Source organism: Salibaculum sp. (assembly GCF_035270045.1).
Lineage (GTDB): Bacteria > Pseudomonadota > Alphaproteobacteria > Rhodobacterales > Rhodobacteraceae > Salibaculum.
The window spans coordinates 16,228-33,150 of the sequence record NZ_DATFIP010000060.1; the positions used below are offsets into that span (position 1 = coordinate 16,228).

The 16,923-nt window shown below is 63.4% G+C and carries 15 protein-coding genes, 2 tRNA genes and 2 rRNA genes; 12 read left to right on the forward strand and 7 right to left on the reverse strand.

The window, feature by feature from the left end:
• Nucleotides 1–100: 100 nt before the first annotated feature.
• The 7 genes from VJ897_RS10995 to VJ897_RS11025 are packed head-to-tail and all read left to right on the forward strand — an operon-like array spanning nucleotide 101 to nucleotide 7,148.
• Nucleotides 101–2,923, forward strand: a complete 2,823-nt coding sequence (locus VJ897_RS10995) for a molybdopterin oxidoreductase family protein (RefSeq protein WP_324055713.1) — start codon at nucleotides 101–103, stop codon at nucleotides 2,921–2,923.
• Nucleotides 2,920–3,429: a hypothetical protein gene (locus VJ897_RS11000; protein WP_324055714.1), complete on the forward strand. Its 510-nt coding sequence runs from the start codon at nucleotides 2,920–2,922 to the stop codon at nucleotides 3,427–3,429. Before VJ897_RS10995 ends, VJ897_RS11000 begins: the two co-directional genes overlap by 4 nt.
• On the forward strand, nucleotides 3,429–3,710 hold the full coding sequence (locus VJ897_RS11005) for a hypothetical protein (RefSeq protein WP_324055715.1): 282 nt from the start codon (nucleotides 3,429–3,431) through the stop codon (nucleotides 3,708–3,710). The genes VJ897_RS11000 and VJ897_RS11005 overlap by 1 nt, the downstream gene beginning before the upstream one ends.
• Nucleotides 3,707–4,450 carry a 4Fe-4S dicluster domain-containing protein gene (locus VJ897_RS11010; RefSeq protein WP_324055716.1) on the forward strand — a complete coding sequence of 248 codons (744 nt, stop codon included), beginning with the start codon at nucleotides 3,707–3,709 and terminating at the stop codon, nucleotides 4,448–4,450. The genes VJ897_RS11005 and VJ897_RS11010 overlap by 4 nt, the downstream gene beginning before the upstream one ends.
• Entirely contained in the window at nucleotides 4,450–5,322 is an 873-nt protein-coding gene (locus VJ897_RS11015) for a dimethyl sulfoxide reductase anchor subunit family protein (protein ID WP_324055717.1), read from the forward strand. Before VJ897_RS11010 ends, VJ897_RS11015 begins: the two co-directional genes overlap by 1 nt.
• Before the next feature lie 33 nt (nucleotides 5,323–5,355).
• Nucleotides 5,356–6,186, forward strand: coding sequence for an SMP-30/gluconolactonase/LRE family protein (locus tag VJ897_RS11020; RefSeq protein WP_324055718.1), 831 nt, complete (start codon nucleotides 5,356–5,358; stop codon nucleotides 6,184–6,186).
• Nucleotides 6,187–6,197: 11 nt separating this feature from the next.
• Nucleotides 6,198–7,148, forward strand: coding sequence for an aldose epimerase family protein (locus VJ897_RS11025; RefSeq protein ID WP_324055719.1), 951 nt, complete (start codon nucleotides 6,198–6,200; stop codon nucleotides 7,146–7,148).
• Here the strand turns inward: VJ897_RS11025 and VJ897_RS11030 are convergent.
• Complete coding sequence (locus VJ897_RS11030; RefSeq protein ID WP_324055720.1) at nucleotides 7,141–10,731, reverse strand: hydantoinase B/oxoprolinase family protein; 3,591 nt, start codon at nucleotides 10,729–10,731, stop codon at nucleotides 7,141–7,143. The two genes, VJ897_RS11025 and VJ897_RS11030, sit on opposite strands and share 8 nt — an antisense overlap.
• 140 nt (nucleotides 10,732–10,871) lie before the next feature.
• Here VJ897_RS11030 and VJ897_RS11035 point away from each other — a divergent pair.
• Both VJ897_RS11035 and VJ897_RS11040 read left to right on the forward strand, forming a co-directional pair.
• A tRNA-Met gene (locus VJ897_RS11035) sits at nucleotides 10,872–10,948 on the forward strand.
• Nucleotides 10,949–11,007: 59 nt separating this feature from the next.
• Nucleotides 11,008–12,417: an FAD-binding oxidoreductase gene (locus VJ897_RS11040; RefSeq protein WP_324055721.1), complete on the forward strand. Its 1,410-nt coding sequence runs from the start codon at nucleotides 11,008–11,010 to the stop codon at nucleotides 12,415–12,417.
• A 9-nt stretch (nucleotides 12,418–12,426) separates the two neighbouring features.
• Here VJ897_RS11040 and VJ897_RS11045 read toward each other — a convergent pair whose 3' ends face one another.
• Entirely contained in the window at nucleotides 12,427–13,008 is a 582-nt protein-coding gene (locus VJ897_RS11045; RefSeq protein ID WP_324055722.1) for a rhodanese-like domain-containing protein, read from the reverse strand.
• Nucleotides 13,008–13,325, reverse strand: coding sequence for an antibiotic biosynthesis monooxygenase family protein (locus VJ897_RS11050; RefSeq protein ID WP_324055723.1), 318 nt, complete (start codon nucleotides 13,323–13,325; stop codon nucleotides 13,008–13,010). Before VJ897_RS11050 ends, VJ897_RS11045 begins: the two co-directional genes overlap by 1 nt.
• A 90-nt stretch (nucleotides 13,326–13,415) precedes the next feature.
• Here VJ897_RS11050 and VJ897_RS11055 point away from each other — a divergent pair, with 90 nt between their 5' ends.
• Nucleotides 13,416–14,114: a hypothetical protein gene (locus VJ897_RS11055; RefSeq protein WP_324055724.1), complete on the forward strand. Its 699-nt coding sequence runs from the start codon at nucleotides 13,416–13,418 to the stop codon at nucleotides 14,112–14,114.
• A gap of 7 nt (nucleotides 14,115–14,121) precedes the next feature.
• Here the strand turns inward: VJ897_RS11055 and VJ897_RS11060 are convergent, their stop codons facing one another.
• Complete coding sequence (locus VJ897_RS11060) at nucleotides 14,122–14,529, reverse strand: universal stress protein (RefSeq protein ID WP_324055725.1); 408 nt, start codon at nucleotides 14,527–14,529, stop codon at nucleotides 14,122–14,124.
• 61 nt (nucleotides 14,530–14,590) lie between these two features.
• The gene (locus tag VJ897_RS11065; protein ID WP_324055726.1) at nucleotides 14,591–14,968 is read right to left on the reverse strand and encodes a rhodanese-like domain-containing protein; all 378 of its coding nucleotides are present in this window, start codon (nucleotides 14,966–14,968) and stop codon (nucleotides 14,591–14,593) included.
• Nucleotides 14,969–15,114: 146 nt separating this feature from the next.
• On the opposite strand from VJ897_RS11065, the gene VJ897_RS11070 reads away from it, so the two are divergent.
• Together VJ897_RS11070 and VJ897_RS11075 are read left to right on the forward strand one after the other, a co-directional pair.
• Nucleotides 15,115–15,594, forward strand: a complete 480-nt coding sequence (locus VJ897_RS11070; protein ID WP_324055727.1) for a pyridoxamine 5-phosphate oxidase — start codon at nucleotides 15,115–15,117, stop codon at nucleotides 15,592–15,594.
• A gap of 38 nt (nucleotides 15,595–15,632) precedes the next feature.
• Nucleotides 15,633–15,708 (forward strand) — tRNA-Ala (locus VJ897_RS11075).
• A gap of 695 nt (nucleotides 15,709–16,403) precedes the next feature.
• On the opposite strand, the gene rrf is transcribed toward VJ897_RS11075, so the two are convergent.
• Nucleotides 16,404–16,518: ribosomal RNA gene (gene rrf, locus VJ897_RS11080) — 5S ribosomal RNA — on the reverse strand.
• Nucleotides 16,519–16,597: 79 nt separating this feature from the next.
• Nucleotides 16,598–16,923, reverse strand: a 23S ribosomal RNA gene (locus tag VJ897_RS11085); the annotation flags it as partial.

Sequence of the window (16,923 nt, forward strand, 5' to 3'; positions counted from 1 at the left end):
CGAACGCATCGTCCCGCAAATCCATGTGCGCTCGATCAAGTGGGGCCTATGGCCATCCGGGTCAATTGTTATACAATTGATGCAGGGAGGATTCTGAGGGATGGCAAAGGACCAACCGGATCTGGACACGTCGCCGCACGTCTCTGACGAGGTGCGCAAGACCACCTGTTACATGTGCGCCTGCCGGTGCGGGATCAACGTGCACATGAAGGGCGGCAAGGTCGCCTATATCGAGGGCAATCGCGACCACCCGGTGAACCGGGGCGTTCTCTGCGCCAAGGGCAGCGCCGGGATCATGCAGGTGAACGCGCCGTCACGGCTGCGCGCGCCCCTGAAACGTGTCGGCCCACGGGGGTCCGGCGAATTCGAGGAAATCAGCTGGGACGAGGCGCTGGAGATGGCCACGGGATGGCTGAAACCCCTGCGCGAACAGTCCCCGGAGAAACTGGCCTTCTTTACCGGCCGCGACCAGTCGCAGAGCTTTACCGGGCTTTGGGCGCAATCCTTTGGTACGCCCAACTACGCGGCCCACGGCGGCTTTTGTTCCGTCAACATGGCCGCTGCGGGTATATACACGATGGGCGGTGCGTTCTGGGAATTCGGCCAGCCCGACTGGGACCATACCAAGCTTTTCCTGTTGTTCGGCGTGGCCGAAGACCACGACAGCAACCCCATCAAGATGGGCATCGGCAAGATCAAGGAACGCGGCGCCAGGATGATTGGCGTGAACCCGATCCGGTCCGGTTACAACGCGGTGGCCGATGACTGGTTCGGGATCACCCCGGGCACCGACGGCCTGCTGATCATGGCACTGATCCACGAACTGATGAAGGCGGGCAAGGTCGACCTCGACTACCTGGCGCAATTCACCAATGCCGCCTGCCTGATCGACGGCGACCCGAAATCCGACAGCCCCGGTTTGTTGCTCAAGGACAGCGACGGCCAGCCGCAGGTGATCGACCGCCGCACGGGCCAGCTTGCGCCGTGGAACGGGCAAGGCGTGCAGCCGGACCTGAGCGCGAGCCACCGCCACGCCGGTGTTACGCACCGTCCCGTTTTCCATGTCATGGCCGACAGGTTCCTAGATCAGCAATGGGCGCCCGAGGCGGCGGCTGAACGGACCGGCATCAGCGCAGCGCGCATCCGCGCCCTCGCGGCCGAACTGGCGCGGGTGGCCTTTGACGAGGCGATCGAACTCGACCGGGAATGGACGGATTTCCGTGGGGTCAAGCACGACAAGATGATCGGGCGGCCCGTCTCGATGCATGCCATGCGGGGCATCTCGGCCCATTCCAACGGGTTCCAGACCGCCCGCGCCCTGCACACGTTGCAGATCCTGCTGGGTTCGGTCGAGACGCCCGGCGGGATGCGGTTCAAGCCGCCCTATCCCAAGCCACACACGGCGCACCCGAAACCGCATTGCAAGGTCACGCCGGGTGCGGCGCTGGACGGCCCGCACCTGGGGTATCCACAGGGGCCCGAAGACCTGTGCCTGACCGAGGCCGGTGGCCCGGCCCGCATCGACAAGGCCTTTTCCTGGGACAACCCGCTCTCTGCGCACGGGATGATGCACATGGTCATCTCGAACGCCCATGCGGGCGATCCCTACAAGATCGACACGCTGTTCCTCTACATGGCGAACATGTCGTGGAATTCGTCCATGAACACACGTCAGACCATGAACATGCTGACGGACACGGACGAAAACGGCGACTATGTCATCCCGCGGATCATCTATTCCGACGCCTACAGTTCGGAGATGGTGGCCTATGCGGACCTGGTGTTGCCCGACACGACCTACCTGGAACGGCACGATTGCATTTCCCTGCTGGATCGCCCCATCTGCGAGGCCGACGCGGTTGCCGACGCGATCCGCTGGCCGGTGGTGGAGCCCGACCGCGATGTGCGCGCCTTTCAATCGGTCCTGTGCGACCTTGGCGCGCGGCTGGACCTGCCCGGTTTCGTCAACGCGGACGGTACCCCGAAATACGCTGATTATGCCGACTACATGACCAACCATATCCGCCGTCCGGGCATCGGCCCGCTGGCCGGCTGGCGCATGGGGGAAAGCGGCCTGCAACACGGGCGAGGTGAGCCCAACGCAGGCCAACTAGACAGCTATATCCGCAACGGCGGCTTCTGGATGGAGCATCTGCCCGCAGGCGCAGCCTATTACAAGCCGTTCAACATGGCTTATCAGGACTGGGCGGTGCAAATGGGATTCTACGACAGCCCGCAGCCCTACGTGTTCTCGCTCTACTCCGAACCGTTGCGCCGGATGCAGATGGCCGCCGAGGGCAAGGGCACGCATCAGCCGCCCGAACATCTGCGCGCCCGGCTGCAAACCCACATGGACCCGCTGCCCTTCTGGTTCGAGCCGCTGGGGAACGAAGCCGCCGCAGGCTACCCGCTCCACGCTCTGACGCAACGACCCATGGCAATGTATCACAGCTGGGGGTCTCAAAACGCCTGGTTGCGTCAAATTCACGGACAAAACCCACTCTATGTACCGACAAGGATCTGGACGGATCACGGATTTTCCGAGGGTGACTGGGCCATCGTCACCTCGCCCACCGGTTCGATCACCGTACCCGTGGCCCACATGGCGGCGCTGAACGAGAACACAGTGTGGACCTGGAACGCCATCGGCAAGCGCAAAGGCGCTTGGGCGCTGTCAGACGACGCGCCAGAGGCCACCAAAGGCTTCCTTCTCAACCACCTCATCCACGAGCTTCTGCCAGAAAAAGGCGACGGCATGCGCTGGTCCAACTCCGACCCCGTCACAGGTCAGGCCGCATGGTTCGACCTGCGCGTCAAAATCGAAAAATCCGCAGCGCCTGCCGAAACCCGGCCTGCCACACCGGCGCAAAAGGCCCCCGTCCCCCAAGGTCCGTCACAACTGGCATGGAAGGTCGGCAAATGACCCGCACCGCTGCCCTCTTGGCCTGCCTTAGCGCGTTCCCAGCGCTTGCTCAATCTGATCCAACTTTTGAGGAAATGCAGCTACAAGCCTCGCAAGACGCCTTGCAGAAACTTCAGAACTACACAAATACAGTGCCGCAAGGCACGGTCCTGACAGCTGATCTCAACGCCACAGGCACTTACGTTGTCGAACTGCCGAACGACGCACGCCTCACCCATGCAGCCGATTTCGTCGCCACTTATGATAAATCTGTGGGTCTTTGTATGTGGTCAACGGACACGGATTGGTTTCCCTTGATGCCCCGCACAGCTGCCGAGCGTATCATTATCAGGGCGGCGTCCGAGACCTGGCCCCATGACGCTGTTCTGCCAACACCATCCACAAGCGGGTGGTGCGGTGCGCGCTCTGCACTCGCCCAAACCGCCGAAGGCGTTGGGGTCATCATGCCTTCGGTGTCCGACACCTTTATTCACTATTTCGCGCTCCGCGACACGGGAGAGCTGTAATGACCCGCACCCTCCTGCTCATTTTCGCCTTCATCGCCCTGATGGTCGGCTCCTTCATCTGGTTCGTCGCAACATGGGACCGCGACTCTGAAGAACCGATCTCACGCGCCACGCCCTTGCTTCTTCTGACCCCCAAAACTCCGCCCGGAGGGTCGCTCGCTTCTAACCCAAACTTTTTCCACGAAATAGAAAGCCTTAGACAAAATCGATCAAAGGCAGCCACATCCGACCCATACCAGGCCCGTACCAGACCCACACCAAACCCATACGGTGTTTTATGACCAATTTGCCCACGTCCACCGACCGCAAACTCGGCCTTGTCATCGACCTGGACACCTGCGTGGGCTGCCATGCCTGCGTGATCTCCTGCAAAGGCTGGAACACGGAAAACTACGGTGCGCCGCTGGCCGACACCGATGCATTTGGCGCCGACCCCTCGGGCACCTACCTCAACCGGGTGCACAGTTACGAGATCCAGCCCAACGACGGCCCTGCTCAGCTGGTGCATTTCCCCAAGTCCTGCCTGCACTGCGAAGACGCGCCCTGTGTCACCGTCTGTCCCACCGGCGCCAGCTACAAGCGCAGCGAGGACGGCATCGTTCTTGTCAATGAACAGGATTGCATTGGCTGCGGGCTCTGCGCCTGGGCCTGTCCCTACGGCGCGCGGGAAATGGACCCGACGGCGGGCGTGATGAAGAAATGCACCCTTTGCGTCGATCGGATCTACAACGAGAACCTGCCGGAAGAAGACCGCGAACCGGCCTGCGTGCGCACCTGCCCGGCCGGCGCGCGGCATTTCGGGGACTTTGCGGACCCGGAGTCCAACGTCAGCAAGCTAACGGCTGAGCGGGGCGGAATGGACCTGATGCCGGAACAGGGCACCAGGCCGGTCAACAAGTATCTGCCCCCCCGCGCGCGCGACGTCGAGATGCAGCCCCCTGCCTTGAAACCGGTGGCCGAGGATGCCCGCGGTTTCGTCGGCTGGCTGGACAAGGCTCTTTCCAAGGTCGGGGGCGCCTGATGCATCCCGCGCCGTCGGTCATCCTGTTTACCGCGCTCTCGGGCCTCGGCTTCGGGCTTTTGTTCTGGATTGGCATGGGCGTGCTGGTCCCAACCGGCTGGGTCGCTTTCGTGTTCTTCACGATTGCCTATCTGCTGGCGGTTGGCGGGCTCTTGGCATCGACCTTTCACCTGGGCCACCCGGAACGCGCGCTCAAGGCCTTTACCCAGTGGCGGACAAGCTGGCTCAGCCGCGAGGCCTGGGCCTCGGTCGCGGCGCTTCTCGTGATGGCGCTCTATGGTGCCGGGCTGGTTTTCTTGGGAAATCGCTGGGCGGTGCTGGGCTATCTCGGCGGCGCGCTGAGCCTGTTCACGGTCTTCACGACTTCGATGATCTACGCGCAGATGCGCACGGTCCCACGCTGGCACAGCCCCACGACCCCGGCGTTGTTCCTGAGCTTCAGCCTGTCGGGCGGGGCCCTGCTGGCCGGGGAGGTTTCGATCGCGATCTGGCTTCTGGCCCTCGCGGGCGCGGCGCAGTTCGCGCATTGGGTCATCGGGGACAAGGCCTTGGCCGGGTCTGGCACGACGCTGTCAACCGCCACCGGCCTGGGCGACCGGGGCGCGGTGCGCAGTTTCGAGCCGCCTCATACCGGCACCAACTACTTGCTGCGTGAATTCGTGCACGTGGTCGGGCGCAAGCACAGCACAACCCTGCGGGCCATCGCGCTGGTCTCCGGGTTCATCCTGCCCGTCGGACTCCTGCTGGCCGGGTTCAGCCATCTTCTGGCGGCCGTCGCGGTGTTGCTGCACCTGGCCGGTGTCTTCGCATCGCGCTGGCTCTTCTTCGCCGAGGCCGAACATGTGGTTGGCCTCTACTACGGAAAGCGCTAGCGTTAGCGCAAACGTATTTCAGCAAGGCCCGCCATGATCCACGACGCCACCCGATGCATCCTGGGCGAAGGCCCGCTTTGGCACCCGAAACGACAAGAGCTTTACTGGTTCGACATTCTTGGTAAACGGCTGCATCGCAAGGGGCGGCATTGGCAGTTCGACGACCACGTGTCAGCGGCGGGCTGGGTCGACAACGACAGGCTTATGGTCGCCGACTCCGGGGGGCTGTTTCTCTTCGACCTGGTCACCGGTGCGCGCGACGACGTGGTCGCGCTCGAGGCAGACAACCCGGTCACACGTTCCAATGATGGACGCGCGGATCCGTTCGGCGGATTCTGGATCGGCACGATGGGGATCAATGCCGAACCCGGCGCAGGTGCGATCTATCGCTACTACGGGGGCGAGCTGCGCGAGCTTTACCGCGGCATCACCATCCCCAATGCGATCTGTTTCAGCCCTGATGGCGCCCACGTCCATTTCACCGACACGCCAAAACGACAGATCATGCGCCAGCGGTTGTCCGATCGGGATGGCTGGCCCGAGGGTGACCCCGAGATCTGGCTCAACCTGAGGCCGGAGGATCTGAATCCGGACGGAGCCGTGATCGACGCCCATGGTAATTTCTGGAACGCGCAATGGGGGGCCGGGCGCGTGGCCTGTTACGCACCGAATGCCAGCTTCCTGGGCGCTGTGGATTTTCCCGCTACGCAAACGAGCTGCCCGGCCTTTGGCGGGCCGCAACTGCGGACACTGTTCTGCACCTCGGCTGCCGAGGGGCTGGCCGACACGGCCCCGGACCATGGAAAGACGTTCTCGTCCCCGGTCGAGACGACGGGTCAGGAAGAACACCAGGTCATTCTCTGAAGGAGGACACAATGCGCGAGTTTGGAACCACGAGCGACGGAGAGACCGTCCACGCCATTGATCTGAACATGGAGGGCCTCTCGGCCACGGTCCTGACCCGGGGCGGCATCCTTCAGGATCTGCGGCTCGACGGAATGGACCACAGCCTTGTCCTGGGACGTGAGAACCTGGCGGACTACGAAGGCGCCCATGGCTATTTCGGCGCGCTGGTCGGGCCGGTGGCCAACCGGCTGCGCGATGCGACGGCACGCATCGGCGGCCGACCTTTTCATTTCGAAAAGAACGAGAACGGCAAGACGCTGCTGCATGGCGGGTCAAAGGGACTACATGCCAAGATATGGAACGTTGATGAATCAGCAGATGATCGGGTCATTCTGTCTGTTAATTTGCCTGATGGAGAGGGCGGCATGCCAGGAAATCGTGTCATCAGGGCGCGCTACGAGATCACCGCGCCCGGCACCCTGCGCCTGACCGTAACCGCCGAGACAGATTCCGAGACGCTGATAAACGTGGCCCATCACGGATACTGGAACATGGACGGCAGCGACAGCGTGGCCGGGCATGTGCTGCGCATCGCCGCAGATCACTACCTGCCCGTGGATGGTGACACGCTACCAACGGGGGTGATCCGGCCCGTGGCAGGCGGCGCGTTCGATTTCCGCAACGGCAAGCCCTTCACGCCGGGCGCACCCGATCTGGACCACAATTTCTGCCTATCCCGCGCGCGGACCGAGTTGCGGGATATCCTGTGGCTGACGGGTGAATCGGGTAGGCGGATGGTCATGGCCACCACCGAGCCGGGCCTGCAGGTCTTTGATCACCGCGACATGGCCCCGCTTCATCACGGGCTGGCGATCGAGGCGCAGGGCTGGCCTGACGCCCCCAATTGCCCGGGGTTTCCGGATATCTCGTTACACCCCGGCGAACCCTCGACCCAGATCACCGAGTGGCGCTTCAGCTAGCACCCCAGCCGCCGCCGCCCGGCGTTTCCATGACAAAGGCCGATCCTGCGACGAGGTCGATCTCGTCATCGCCGTCAAGTTCCACGCGACGGCCATCGGGCAATTCCACCCAATTGCGTCCCGTCTGGCCGGGATCGCCACCCTGCGCCCCGAATGGCGGAATGCGGCGATGGGAGGACAGGGTGGTGACGGTTGCATCCGTCAGGAACCGAAGCCGACGCACCACGCCATGCCCGCCGCGATACTGTCCCGCGCCGCCCGAACCGGACCGGATCGAGAACTCCTCCAGCCGCACGGGAAAGCGTTTTTCCAGCACCTCCGGATCGGTCATACGCGTGTTGGTCATGTGGCTTTGCACCGCGTCGCAGCCGTCGAAGCCCGGCCCTGCACCGGTGCCGCCCGCGATGGTCTCATAGTTCTGGAAAACGTCATTGCCCCAGACGAAATTGTTCATGGTCGCCTGACTGCCCGCGATCACGCCCAGCGCACCGTAAAGCGCGTTGCAGGCCGCCTGGGAGACCTCGGTATTGCCCGCGATCACCGCCGCCGGGTAACGCGGGTTCAGCATGCAGCCCTCGGGCGCGATGATGTTCAGCGGCGCGAGGCAGCCTTCGTTGAGCGGGATGTCCGAGCCGACGAGGGTTCGGAAAACGTAGAGGACCACCGCACGGCAAACCGCAAAGGGGGCGTTGTAGTTGCCCGGGTGCTGGGCGCTGGTCCCGGTAAAGTCCACCGTGGCCTCGCGCGCATCACGGTCAACGGAAACCGACACCTCGATCCGCTGCCCGTTATCCATGGGGTAGCTGAACCGTCCAACGGGCAAGCCGTCGATCACGCGGCGCACGCTTTCTTCGGCGTTTCGCTGGACGTGGCCCATGTAGGCGGTGACCACATCGACCCCTTGTTTTTCACAGACCCGCAGCAACTCCCGACGCCCGGTCGCATTGGCGGCCACCTGCGCCTTGAGGTCGGCGATGTTCTGGTCCGGATTGCGGCAGGGGAAGCGGCCAGAAGCCAGGACCCGACGCGCGTCGTCTTCACGGAACTGGCCCGCGCCAACAAGCTTGACGTTGTCAATCAGAACACCCTCGTCGTCGATATGGGTGCTGTCGGGTGGGGCCGATCCTGGGGTACGTCCGCCGATGTCGGCGTGGTGGCCGCGCGACCCCAGCCAGAATGTCGGCCTGCCATCCACGAAGACCGGCGTGACCACCGTGACATCCGGCAGGTGCGTGCCGCCTCGATAAGGCGAATTGAGCATGAAGGCGTCGCCGTCCGCCACCTCCGGGTTCAGCCGCATCACCGTCTTGATGCTGTCGGACATGGACCCAAGATGCACCGGCACATGCGGTGCATTCGCCACCAGGTCGCCTTTTGCGTCGAAGATCGCGCAGGAAAAGTCGAAGCGTTCCTTGATGTTCACCGACCGGGATGTATTGGCGAGCGTTGCGCCCATCTGCTCGGCCACGTTCATGAAAAGGTTGGACATCACCTCCATCACCACCGGGTCGGCCTCGGTCATGGCGGGGAGGCTTCGGTCTCTGGACCCGTCGCGCGACAGGACGAGGTTGCCCATCGCATCGACAGTGGCGGACCAGCCCGGCTCTACCATGTTGGTACCGGTCGGCTCGAGGACGATCGCGGGGCCTGTCACGACCTGCCTTTCGGCCAGGTCCGCGCGCTGATATATCGGCGCGTCCCGTCGCGTGCCGCCCGTATGGAGGGGCACGCTGTCGATGGGCTTTGCCGGGTCGGCCTCGGCGCCGATGCGTTCGGGTATCTCGCCCGTGTCGCTGATCGCCTCGACGCTGAGCATCTCGAAGAGAATGGCCCGGTCCGGGCTGGTGAAACCGAAACGGGCGGCATGAGCGGCCTCGAACTCCGCCTGCATCCGCTCGGGCGGACTGAAATCCACGGCCAGCGTCTGGTGCGACCCGTCGTAACGCAAATGCGCCTGCGCCCGGGTCTCGATCGCACCGGTCACGCCCTGGGCCACCAGCGCTGACCGGGCCTGCGCGGTCAGCGTGTCAACCCGCGCTTGCGCGGCCGCGACTTCGGCCAAGGGCGCGTCATGCTGTTCCTCGACCATCTCGCGCAGTTCGGCCAGCCCCATTCCAAAGGCTGAAAGCACCCCGGCAAAGGGGTGGATCAGTACCCGCCCCATACCCAGCGCATCGGCGACAAGGCAGGCATGCTGCCCGCCAGCCCCGCCAAAGCACTGCAGGGTATAGCCGGTCACGTCATGGCCGCGCTGGACCGATATCTTCTTGATCGCGCCCGCCATGTTGTCCACGGCGATGCGCAGGAACCCCTCGGCCATGTCCTCTGGCGTGCGGGCGGTCTCGTCGGTTGCTTTTGCAACCTCTTCCGCCAGGGCTTGGAACTTCTCGCGCACCACGTCGGCGTCCAGTGGCTGATCGCCGTCCGGGCCAAAAACGCATGGAAAATGGTCCGGGTCCAGTTTTCCAAGCATGACGTTGCAGTCGGTTACGGTCAGCGGTCCGCCCCGACGATAGCAGGCCGGGCCCGGATCGGACCCAGCACTTTCGGGCCCCACCTGGAAGCGGCCATCGCGGAAAGTGCATATCGACCCGCCTCCGGCAGCAACAGTGTGGATGTCCATCATGGGCGCGCGCATCCGCACGCCCGCGACCTCGGTTTCGAAGCTGCGCTCGAAATCGCCGGCATAGTGGCTCACATCCGTCGAGGTGCCGCCCATGTCAAAGCCGATCAGGCGGTCATGGCCCGCCGCTTCGCCGGTCTTGACCATGCCGACGATACCGCCCGCGGGCCCGGACAGGATCGCGTCCTTGCCCTGGAACCGCATCGCGTCAGTCAACCCGCCGCTGGACTGCATGAACAGCAGTTGACCCGTCACACGGCCCACGTCCAGCGCATCGGCGACCTCGTGCACGTAGCGCCGCAGGATGGGCGAAAGGTAGGCATCGACCACCGTGGTATCCCCGCGCCCGACCAGTTTGGCCAGGCCGGACACCCCGTGTGAAGTGCTGACCTGCGTGAAGCCCAACTCCCGCGCGATTTCGGCGGCGCGCTCTTCGTGCACAGGGTTGAGATAGGCATGCAGGAACGCAATGGCGACGGCCTTGAAACCCGCGGTGCGGGCCTGTTCGAGCACGGGGCGTAATCGCTCTTCATCCATGGGGATCAGAACCTTGCCCGCGGCGTCCAGCCGTTCGGTCACCTCGGCCACCCGGTCGAAAAGCGGTTCGGGCCGCCGCACATTCAGGGCAAAAAGGTCCGGTCGGGCCTGGTAGCCGATCCGCAGCAGGTCACCGAAGCCCCGTGTCATCAACAAGAGCGTGGGTTCGCCCTTGCGCTCAAGCAGCGCGTTGGTCGCAACCGTGGTTCCCATCTTGACCGACCTGATCGAGCCGGGTTCCGGGGCTTCGGTGCCCATAAGGTCGCGAATGCCCTGCACGGCCGCATCGCGGTAGCGTTCAGGGTTCTCTGACAGAAGCTTGTGCGAGAGCAGCCCGCCATCCGGCGCACGGGCTACGATGTCGGTAAAGGTGCCGCCACGGTCAATCCAGAATTCCCAGGCCCCGTTCGCCGTTTCCGCCATAGCCCTGCCTCCTGCGCGTCGCGGCAGCATCGTCAAGAACGGGCAGGTGAACAAGGGGGCGAAAAGCGGCAAGCCCCACCATGTGAGTGCAGAAACGGTTTGACAGCCCCCCAAGCCGCGAGTATCCGAACGCCGGTGATGGCGTGGTAGCTCAGCCGGTTAGAGCACAGCACTCATAATGCTGGGGTCGGCGGTTCAAGTCCGCCCCACGCTACCATCACTTTCCCTTTTCTCGGGAATCGCTTTGCGGCACTGTTTCGCCGGGGGAGGCGTGCCATGACATCGCTGCGTGCGTTCACGGAAATTGTCGGGGCCGACCACGCCATGATCGGCGCAGACACGGCCAGGTGGGCGCAGGACTGGACTGGCGCCTATATCGGCGCACCGGGCGTGGTTCTGCGCCCGGCCGATACCGCGCAGGTCGCGGCGATCCTGCGCAAGGCCTCGGAATTGCGGCTTTCGGTGACGCCCGTGTCAGGCAATACCGGGCTGGTGGGTGGGGCCCATACCACCGGCGGCGTGCTGCTCTCGCTGGACCGCATGTCCGCGATCCGCGAGGTCAATCCACGCGCACGGACCGCCACCGTCGAAGCCGGGGTGATCCTGTCCAGCCTGCAAGAGGCCGCCGAGGCGCAGGGCCTTATCTTTCCACTGACCTTCGGCGCGCGCGGCTCGGCCATGATCGGCGGCGTGCTGTCGACCAACGCCGGCGGCTCCAACGTGCTGCGCTACGGCAATGCACGGGACCTGTGCCTGGGGCTCGAAGCGGTGCTGGCCGATGGACGCGTGGTCAACCTGATGAGCGCGGTTCACAAGGACAATTCCGGCCTCGACCTGCGCAACCTTCTCATCGGGGCCGAGGGTCAGTTGGGAGTGATCACTGCGGCTGTGCTCAAGCTTTCGCGGAAACCCCGTGCCCATGCCACGGCCATGGTCGCCGTGCCCGCGTTGCCCGATGCGCTGGACCTGCTCAACCGGCTCAACGATGTCTCGGGGGGCGCGGTGGAGGCCTTCGAATACATGCCGCGCGTCTATATCCAGACTCACCTGGACCGGGTCGCAGGCGCCAAGCCTCCATTCAACGAAATGCACGACGTGAATATCCTGGTCGAACTCGGCGCGACGGCCGAGCGCGACGCTACCCCCGCCGCCGACGGCAAGACGCCGATAACGGCCCTGCTGGAGCAAGAGCTGGGCGCTCTGCTGGATACCGGGAAGCTTCTGGATGCCACCGTTGCCCAGTCCGAGGCCCAGCGGGCCGAGATCTGGGCCCGCCGCGAGGCCGCCGCCGAACTCACCTTCTGGCGCAAGCCGGTCATTGACACCGATATCGCTGTTCCGCTGGACCTTGTGCCGCGCTTTCTGGAGATGGCCGATGCCCGCGTAACAGCGCAGGACCCCGCGGCCGAGCCCTTCTACATCGCCCATTTGGGCGATGGGAACGTCCATTACAGCGTCTACCCGAGTGATGACTCTCCAGCCCTGAAAGACTCGATCGTCACCATCATCGAGGACGTCGTGACCGAGCTTGGCGGGGCCTTTTCAGCCGAGCATGGCGTTGGCCAGTCGAAGCTGGCCACCATGCGGCGCCGCAAGGACCCGACCGCGCTGGCCATGATGCGGCGAATCAAGCAGGCGCTTGATCCCCAGGGAATCCTCAACCCGGGCAAGACCATCCCGGACTAGGGCCAGGCGCTAGCTGCCCGGGACCACCGTCAGGCCCAGCATTTGCCAGTTCTGCATCCCGCCGCGGTAGTAATGGATCTTGTCTGCCGGGAAACCCGCCTCGATCATGCGCCGGGCCGCGGTGGGGGATTGACCACACCACGGGCCGTTGCAGAAAAGCGCGACACGCGGCACCTCGGCGGGGCACTCGAACCCCTCGAAATCAACCGTACAGCCCAATTCGCCAAGCCGGTCCGCTGCCTCGTTGTAGGGCACCGAGACCGCGCCGGGTATCGTGCCCTGCTCGAACTGGGGCCGGATACGGCCGTCGATCACGACAGCCTCGGGGTCTTGCAGAAACTCCATCAGTTCCAATTCGCCGATGGGCGTTACACCCGGAGCGGGCACGATGGGCTGGATGCAGAAGTTCGGACAGGGCCGCGAGGTCAGGGTCCATTCGGCACCGACGCGATTGTCATTGTCCTGAACCCGGCCGATCTCGACCGGGCCGTCGGGGGTGTCGACCGTCACCGACATGGTATCGGGGGTGATCCCCACAGGGTCGGCTTGGGCCATGCCGGCCATCAGCAAAAGGGCGATCAGAAAGCGCATCAGTATACCTCCAAGACGTCATACATTACGGGCTCGAAGCCCTTGGTGAGTTGGTTGATCTCGCGATTGCGGCGGCGCATCTCCACGGTGCGCAGCATGGCCTGATAGTCCTCGCGCCGCGTCCACTGCGAATAATTGGCGATGCGGGTCTGGGCATCGTTGACGTGCAGGCCCGCCGAGATGAAGCCCGGCTGCCTTGATATGACCTCTGAATATGCCGCGCGCAGCAACTCCAGCACATCGTCGCAAGTCGCCGGATTGACCTCGAAGGTCGTGATAACGGTCTGGCAGGGATTTCCTTTCTCGATCCTTGTCATGGGCCTCCTCCTTGCCATGACTACACCCGACGGGAAACGGCAGGTCAATGAATTCTGGCCAGACGCGAACAGTGAATATAAGTTCAACCTATGGTTCGCGTGGTCTCATGTTGTCTGCTGAGTTTGACCCTGGCCGCGCCCCTCCACGCCGGGGCCTGGCTGCGCGAGGATGGGGCCGTTTTCCTGTCGTTCGGAGCCAACCTTGCCCTGTCAGAGGGTGCGTGGAGCCCCGTGGGCCGGGACCCTCGACTTTACCTGGAGTGGGGCCTCAACGCGCGAACGACACTGGCCTTTGCCGCCCATGCCGGACCCCAGAACAGCGCCCGCACCGGCGAAGCGCAGATTTTTCGTTCGCTTCCGCTGCCTGATCGCTGGGGCGTTGCCACGGTTTCGGGTGGTCTGGCGATACGCGAATTCGACAGTATCCAGTATGACGTTGACGGTGCCGAGACGACCCGGGTAAACCGGCTGGCCTCGCTCGGTCTGGCCTGGGGGCAAGGCTCCGACACGGGTTGGGTCACGATCGAAGGCCGCGTGATGGCTGACATGGCCGATGGCGACATCGAGGCCAAGCTGGATCTCACCGGTGGCTACCACATCAGCCCAGTCTGGTCGGCGATGTTGCAGCTTCAGTCCGGGCGGGGCCATACCGGCGACTCCTACGCCAAGATCCTGCCGTCGGTGATCTACCGGATCAGCGACAGTCTGCGGCTGAACGCCGGGGTCAGCCACGCCCTGACCGGCGACCGGGGCACCGGGTTGTTCGTCGAAAGCTGGATCGAGTTCTGAAATCGCGTCAGCGCAGAACATGCACCGCGCATTGCGCGTGGCGCACCACCCGCGCTGCGGTCGAGCCCAGAAAATAATCAGCAAGGCCGGGGCGGTGCGAATCGATGACGATCAGGTCCACCCCGTGGTCCTTGGCCCAGTCCACGATGGTGCGGCCCGAACGACCATGGATCACCAGCGCTTCGCCCGTGGTGAAATTCTTGGCCTTGCCATCAAGCTGCGCCTGCACGGCGGCGCGAGTCTCCTTGTCATACCCCTCCGGGATGTAATTCACCGCGTAAGCTGGCAGTTCCTCCATCACGTGCAGAAACGTCACGCGGGCGCCCGGCGCCGAAAGAGCGTGGGCAATCTGCTCGGCCGGTTTTGTCGGATGCTCACCGTCAAAGGCGACGGGAATCAGGATGTGGCTGTACATTGCATTCCTCCTCTTGCCGGCACAGGGTGCACCGAAACGCGAAGGCGCGCTTTGATCCGGATCAGATGTCACGCTCGGTTTTGCCGTCGGCCTCAACCCAGTCCTTGTAGCCGCCCAGATTACGGACGTCCTCGAAGCCCATGGCCCGCAGGGTCTGCCCCGCCAAGGCAGCGCGCCCGCCGCCAGCGCAATAGACGACGACCGTCTTGTCCTCGGACAGGGCCTCGGGCCGGTTCTCGGCCGAGCCGACCTGGAATTCCAGAACCCCGCGCGGGATCGCGATGGCGCCCTTGACCTTGCCCGCGGCCACCTCGACCGGTTCCCGCACGTCCAGGAACACGGCCCCGTCATCGCCGTGCAAGCGCTTGGCCTCGGCTGGCGAGATCGCGGGCACCTCGGCGCGGGCCGCCTTGACCAGGTCTTCGACTGTTTTCGCCATGGATCCCCCGTGATTGTGACTTGCACGTTCCAAAGACGCTATCCCGGCTTGGCGGCACACTCAATGGATTGTTGGGCCAGCGGCGGATGGCGGCTAGGGTTCAGATAGCCCGAAGGGGTGCCGCGACCGAACAAGGAGTCTGTACCGTGCCCGCGAAGGACCCATTTCGCACCGTGGATGTCGAGGCCATCGCGCTGACCCGCGATCTGCTGACAAGCGCGCGCCACGCCGCCCTTGGCGTGCTCGACCCTGACTCGGGGGCGCCCGTGGTGTCACGCATCGCTTTTGCCGTTCTGTCGGGGCAGCCGCATACGCTGGTCTCCGAGCTGTCACACCATGCGGAGGCGCTACGTGTCACCCCGGTGGCTTCTGTGCTGGTGGGCGAACCGCGGCCCGGGGGCGATCCGCTGACTCACCCGCGGCTGACCCTGCAAGTCCGGGCCGAAGCGGCTGACAAGGCCGCGCTCAAGGAGGCCTGGCTGGCGGTCCGCCCCAAGGCACAGTTCTACTACGACTTCGCTGACTTCAACCTTTTGCGCCTTGTCCCCAAATTCGCGATCCTCAACGGCGGTTTCGGCAAGGCCTACCGTCTGGGCTATGAGAACCTGCGCGATGCGCTGGCTTGACAGCGGATCGGCGCGGAGGCAAACAGGATGGGGATCGTGGGGCCGTAGCTCAGTCGGGAGAGCGCGTCGTTCGCAATGACGAGGTCAGGGGTTCGATTCCCCTCGGCTCCACCATTTCATGATTTTGCGATGTGAAGTCTGCTTAACCTGAAAACGACATTTGGTTTCAGTGGCTTGATCGCCTTGATTTCGGCTTCACTTCAGAGGCACGGCAATGGCCAAATCAAGCACTGTGCTCTCAAGTGAGACGTGGCCGTTTTTGTATATTCCAAGGACAGGGCAGGTAAATCAGCGCCGGTTTGATTAAATCCGACTGGCATCTCGTTCAGGGCAGAAGTCATGGGCCATAGCAGCCCGTGGATAGCTTCGACGCGGTGGAAGAGCCAAATTCGAACGGGTCGACGGGTTGGACAATCGCCGCTGACCTGGACCCATAGGGAGCATTTCGTCAGCAGAGGCTTAGAAGGCTACTGCTCAGATCGGACATGGCACCGCATGCACGGGACACTTCAGGACCAGCAAAATCCGGCGCGTTTCAGGGGCTATGCCGACAGGAAGTCAGACAATGTCCGGGGTTAATCGCTACGGCTTCCAGAGAACGAGTAAAAACGGTTGGGGACACAGACCGCATACATCGTACCAAGATACACATGGACAAACGGATATTGGGAAAGTTTCAAGATCTCGACTGCGAGACGAATTGTCCAACGGTGACGTCTCCACGCCCTTTATGGAACGCGATCAGCTACCGTGGCGGAGATGATGGGAGCGTAGCACCGTCGAGAGATACTCACTATGTTTCTTACTAGGTCTGGCAGCGACTTACTCTCCCACGTCTTAAGACGCAGTACCATCAGCGCGACGGCACTTAACGGCTGGGTTCGGAATGGATCCAGGTGTTTTGCTCGTGCTATGACCACCAGACCGAGAAAGAAACATAGTCCAAGTCGAGTAAACTGACTTCTGAACCGTAGGAGCAGGACGAACCTTGCTTCTACTGGATCAAATCAAGCCTATCGGACAATTAGTACCGGTCAACTGAACGCCTTGCAGCGCTTACATCTCCGGCCTATCGACGAGGTGGTCTACCTCGGTCCTCAGGGATACCTTGTTTTGAGGGGGGCTTCCCGCTTAGATGCCTTCAGCGGTTATCCTGTCCGATCATAGCTACCCTGCACTGCTGCTGGCGCAACAACAGGTCCACCAGTGGATCGTTCACCCCGGTCCTCTCGTACTAGGGGCAACTCCTCTCAAGTATCCTACACCCACGGCAGATAGGGACCGAACTGTCTCACGACGTTCTAAACCCAGCTCACGTACCTCTTTAAA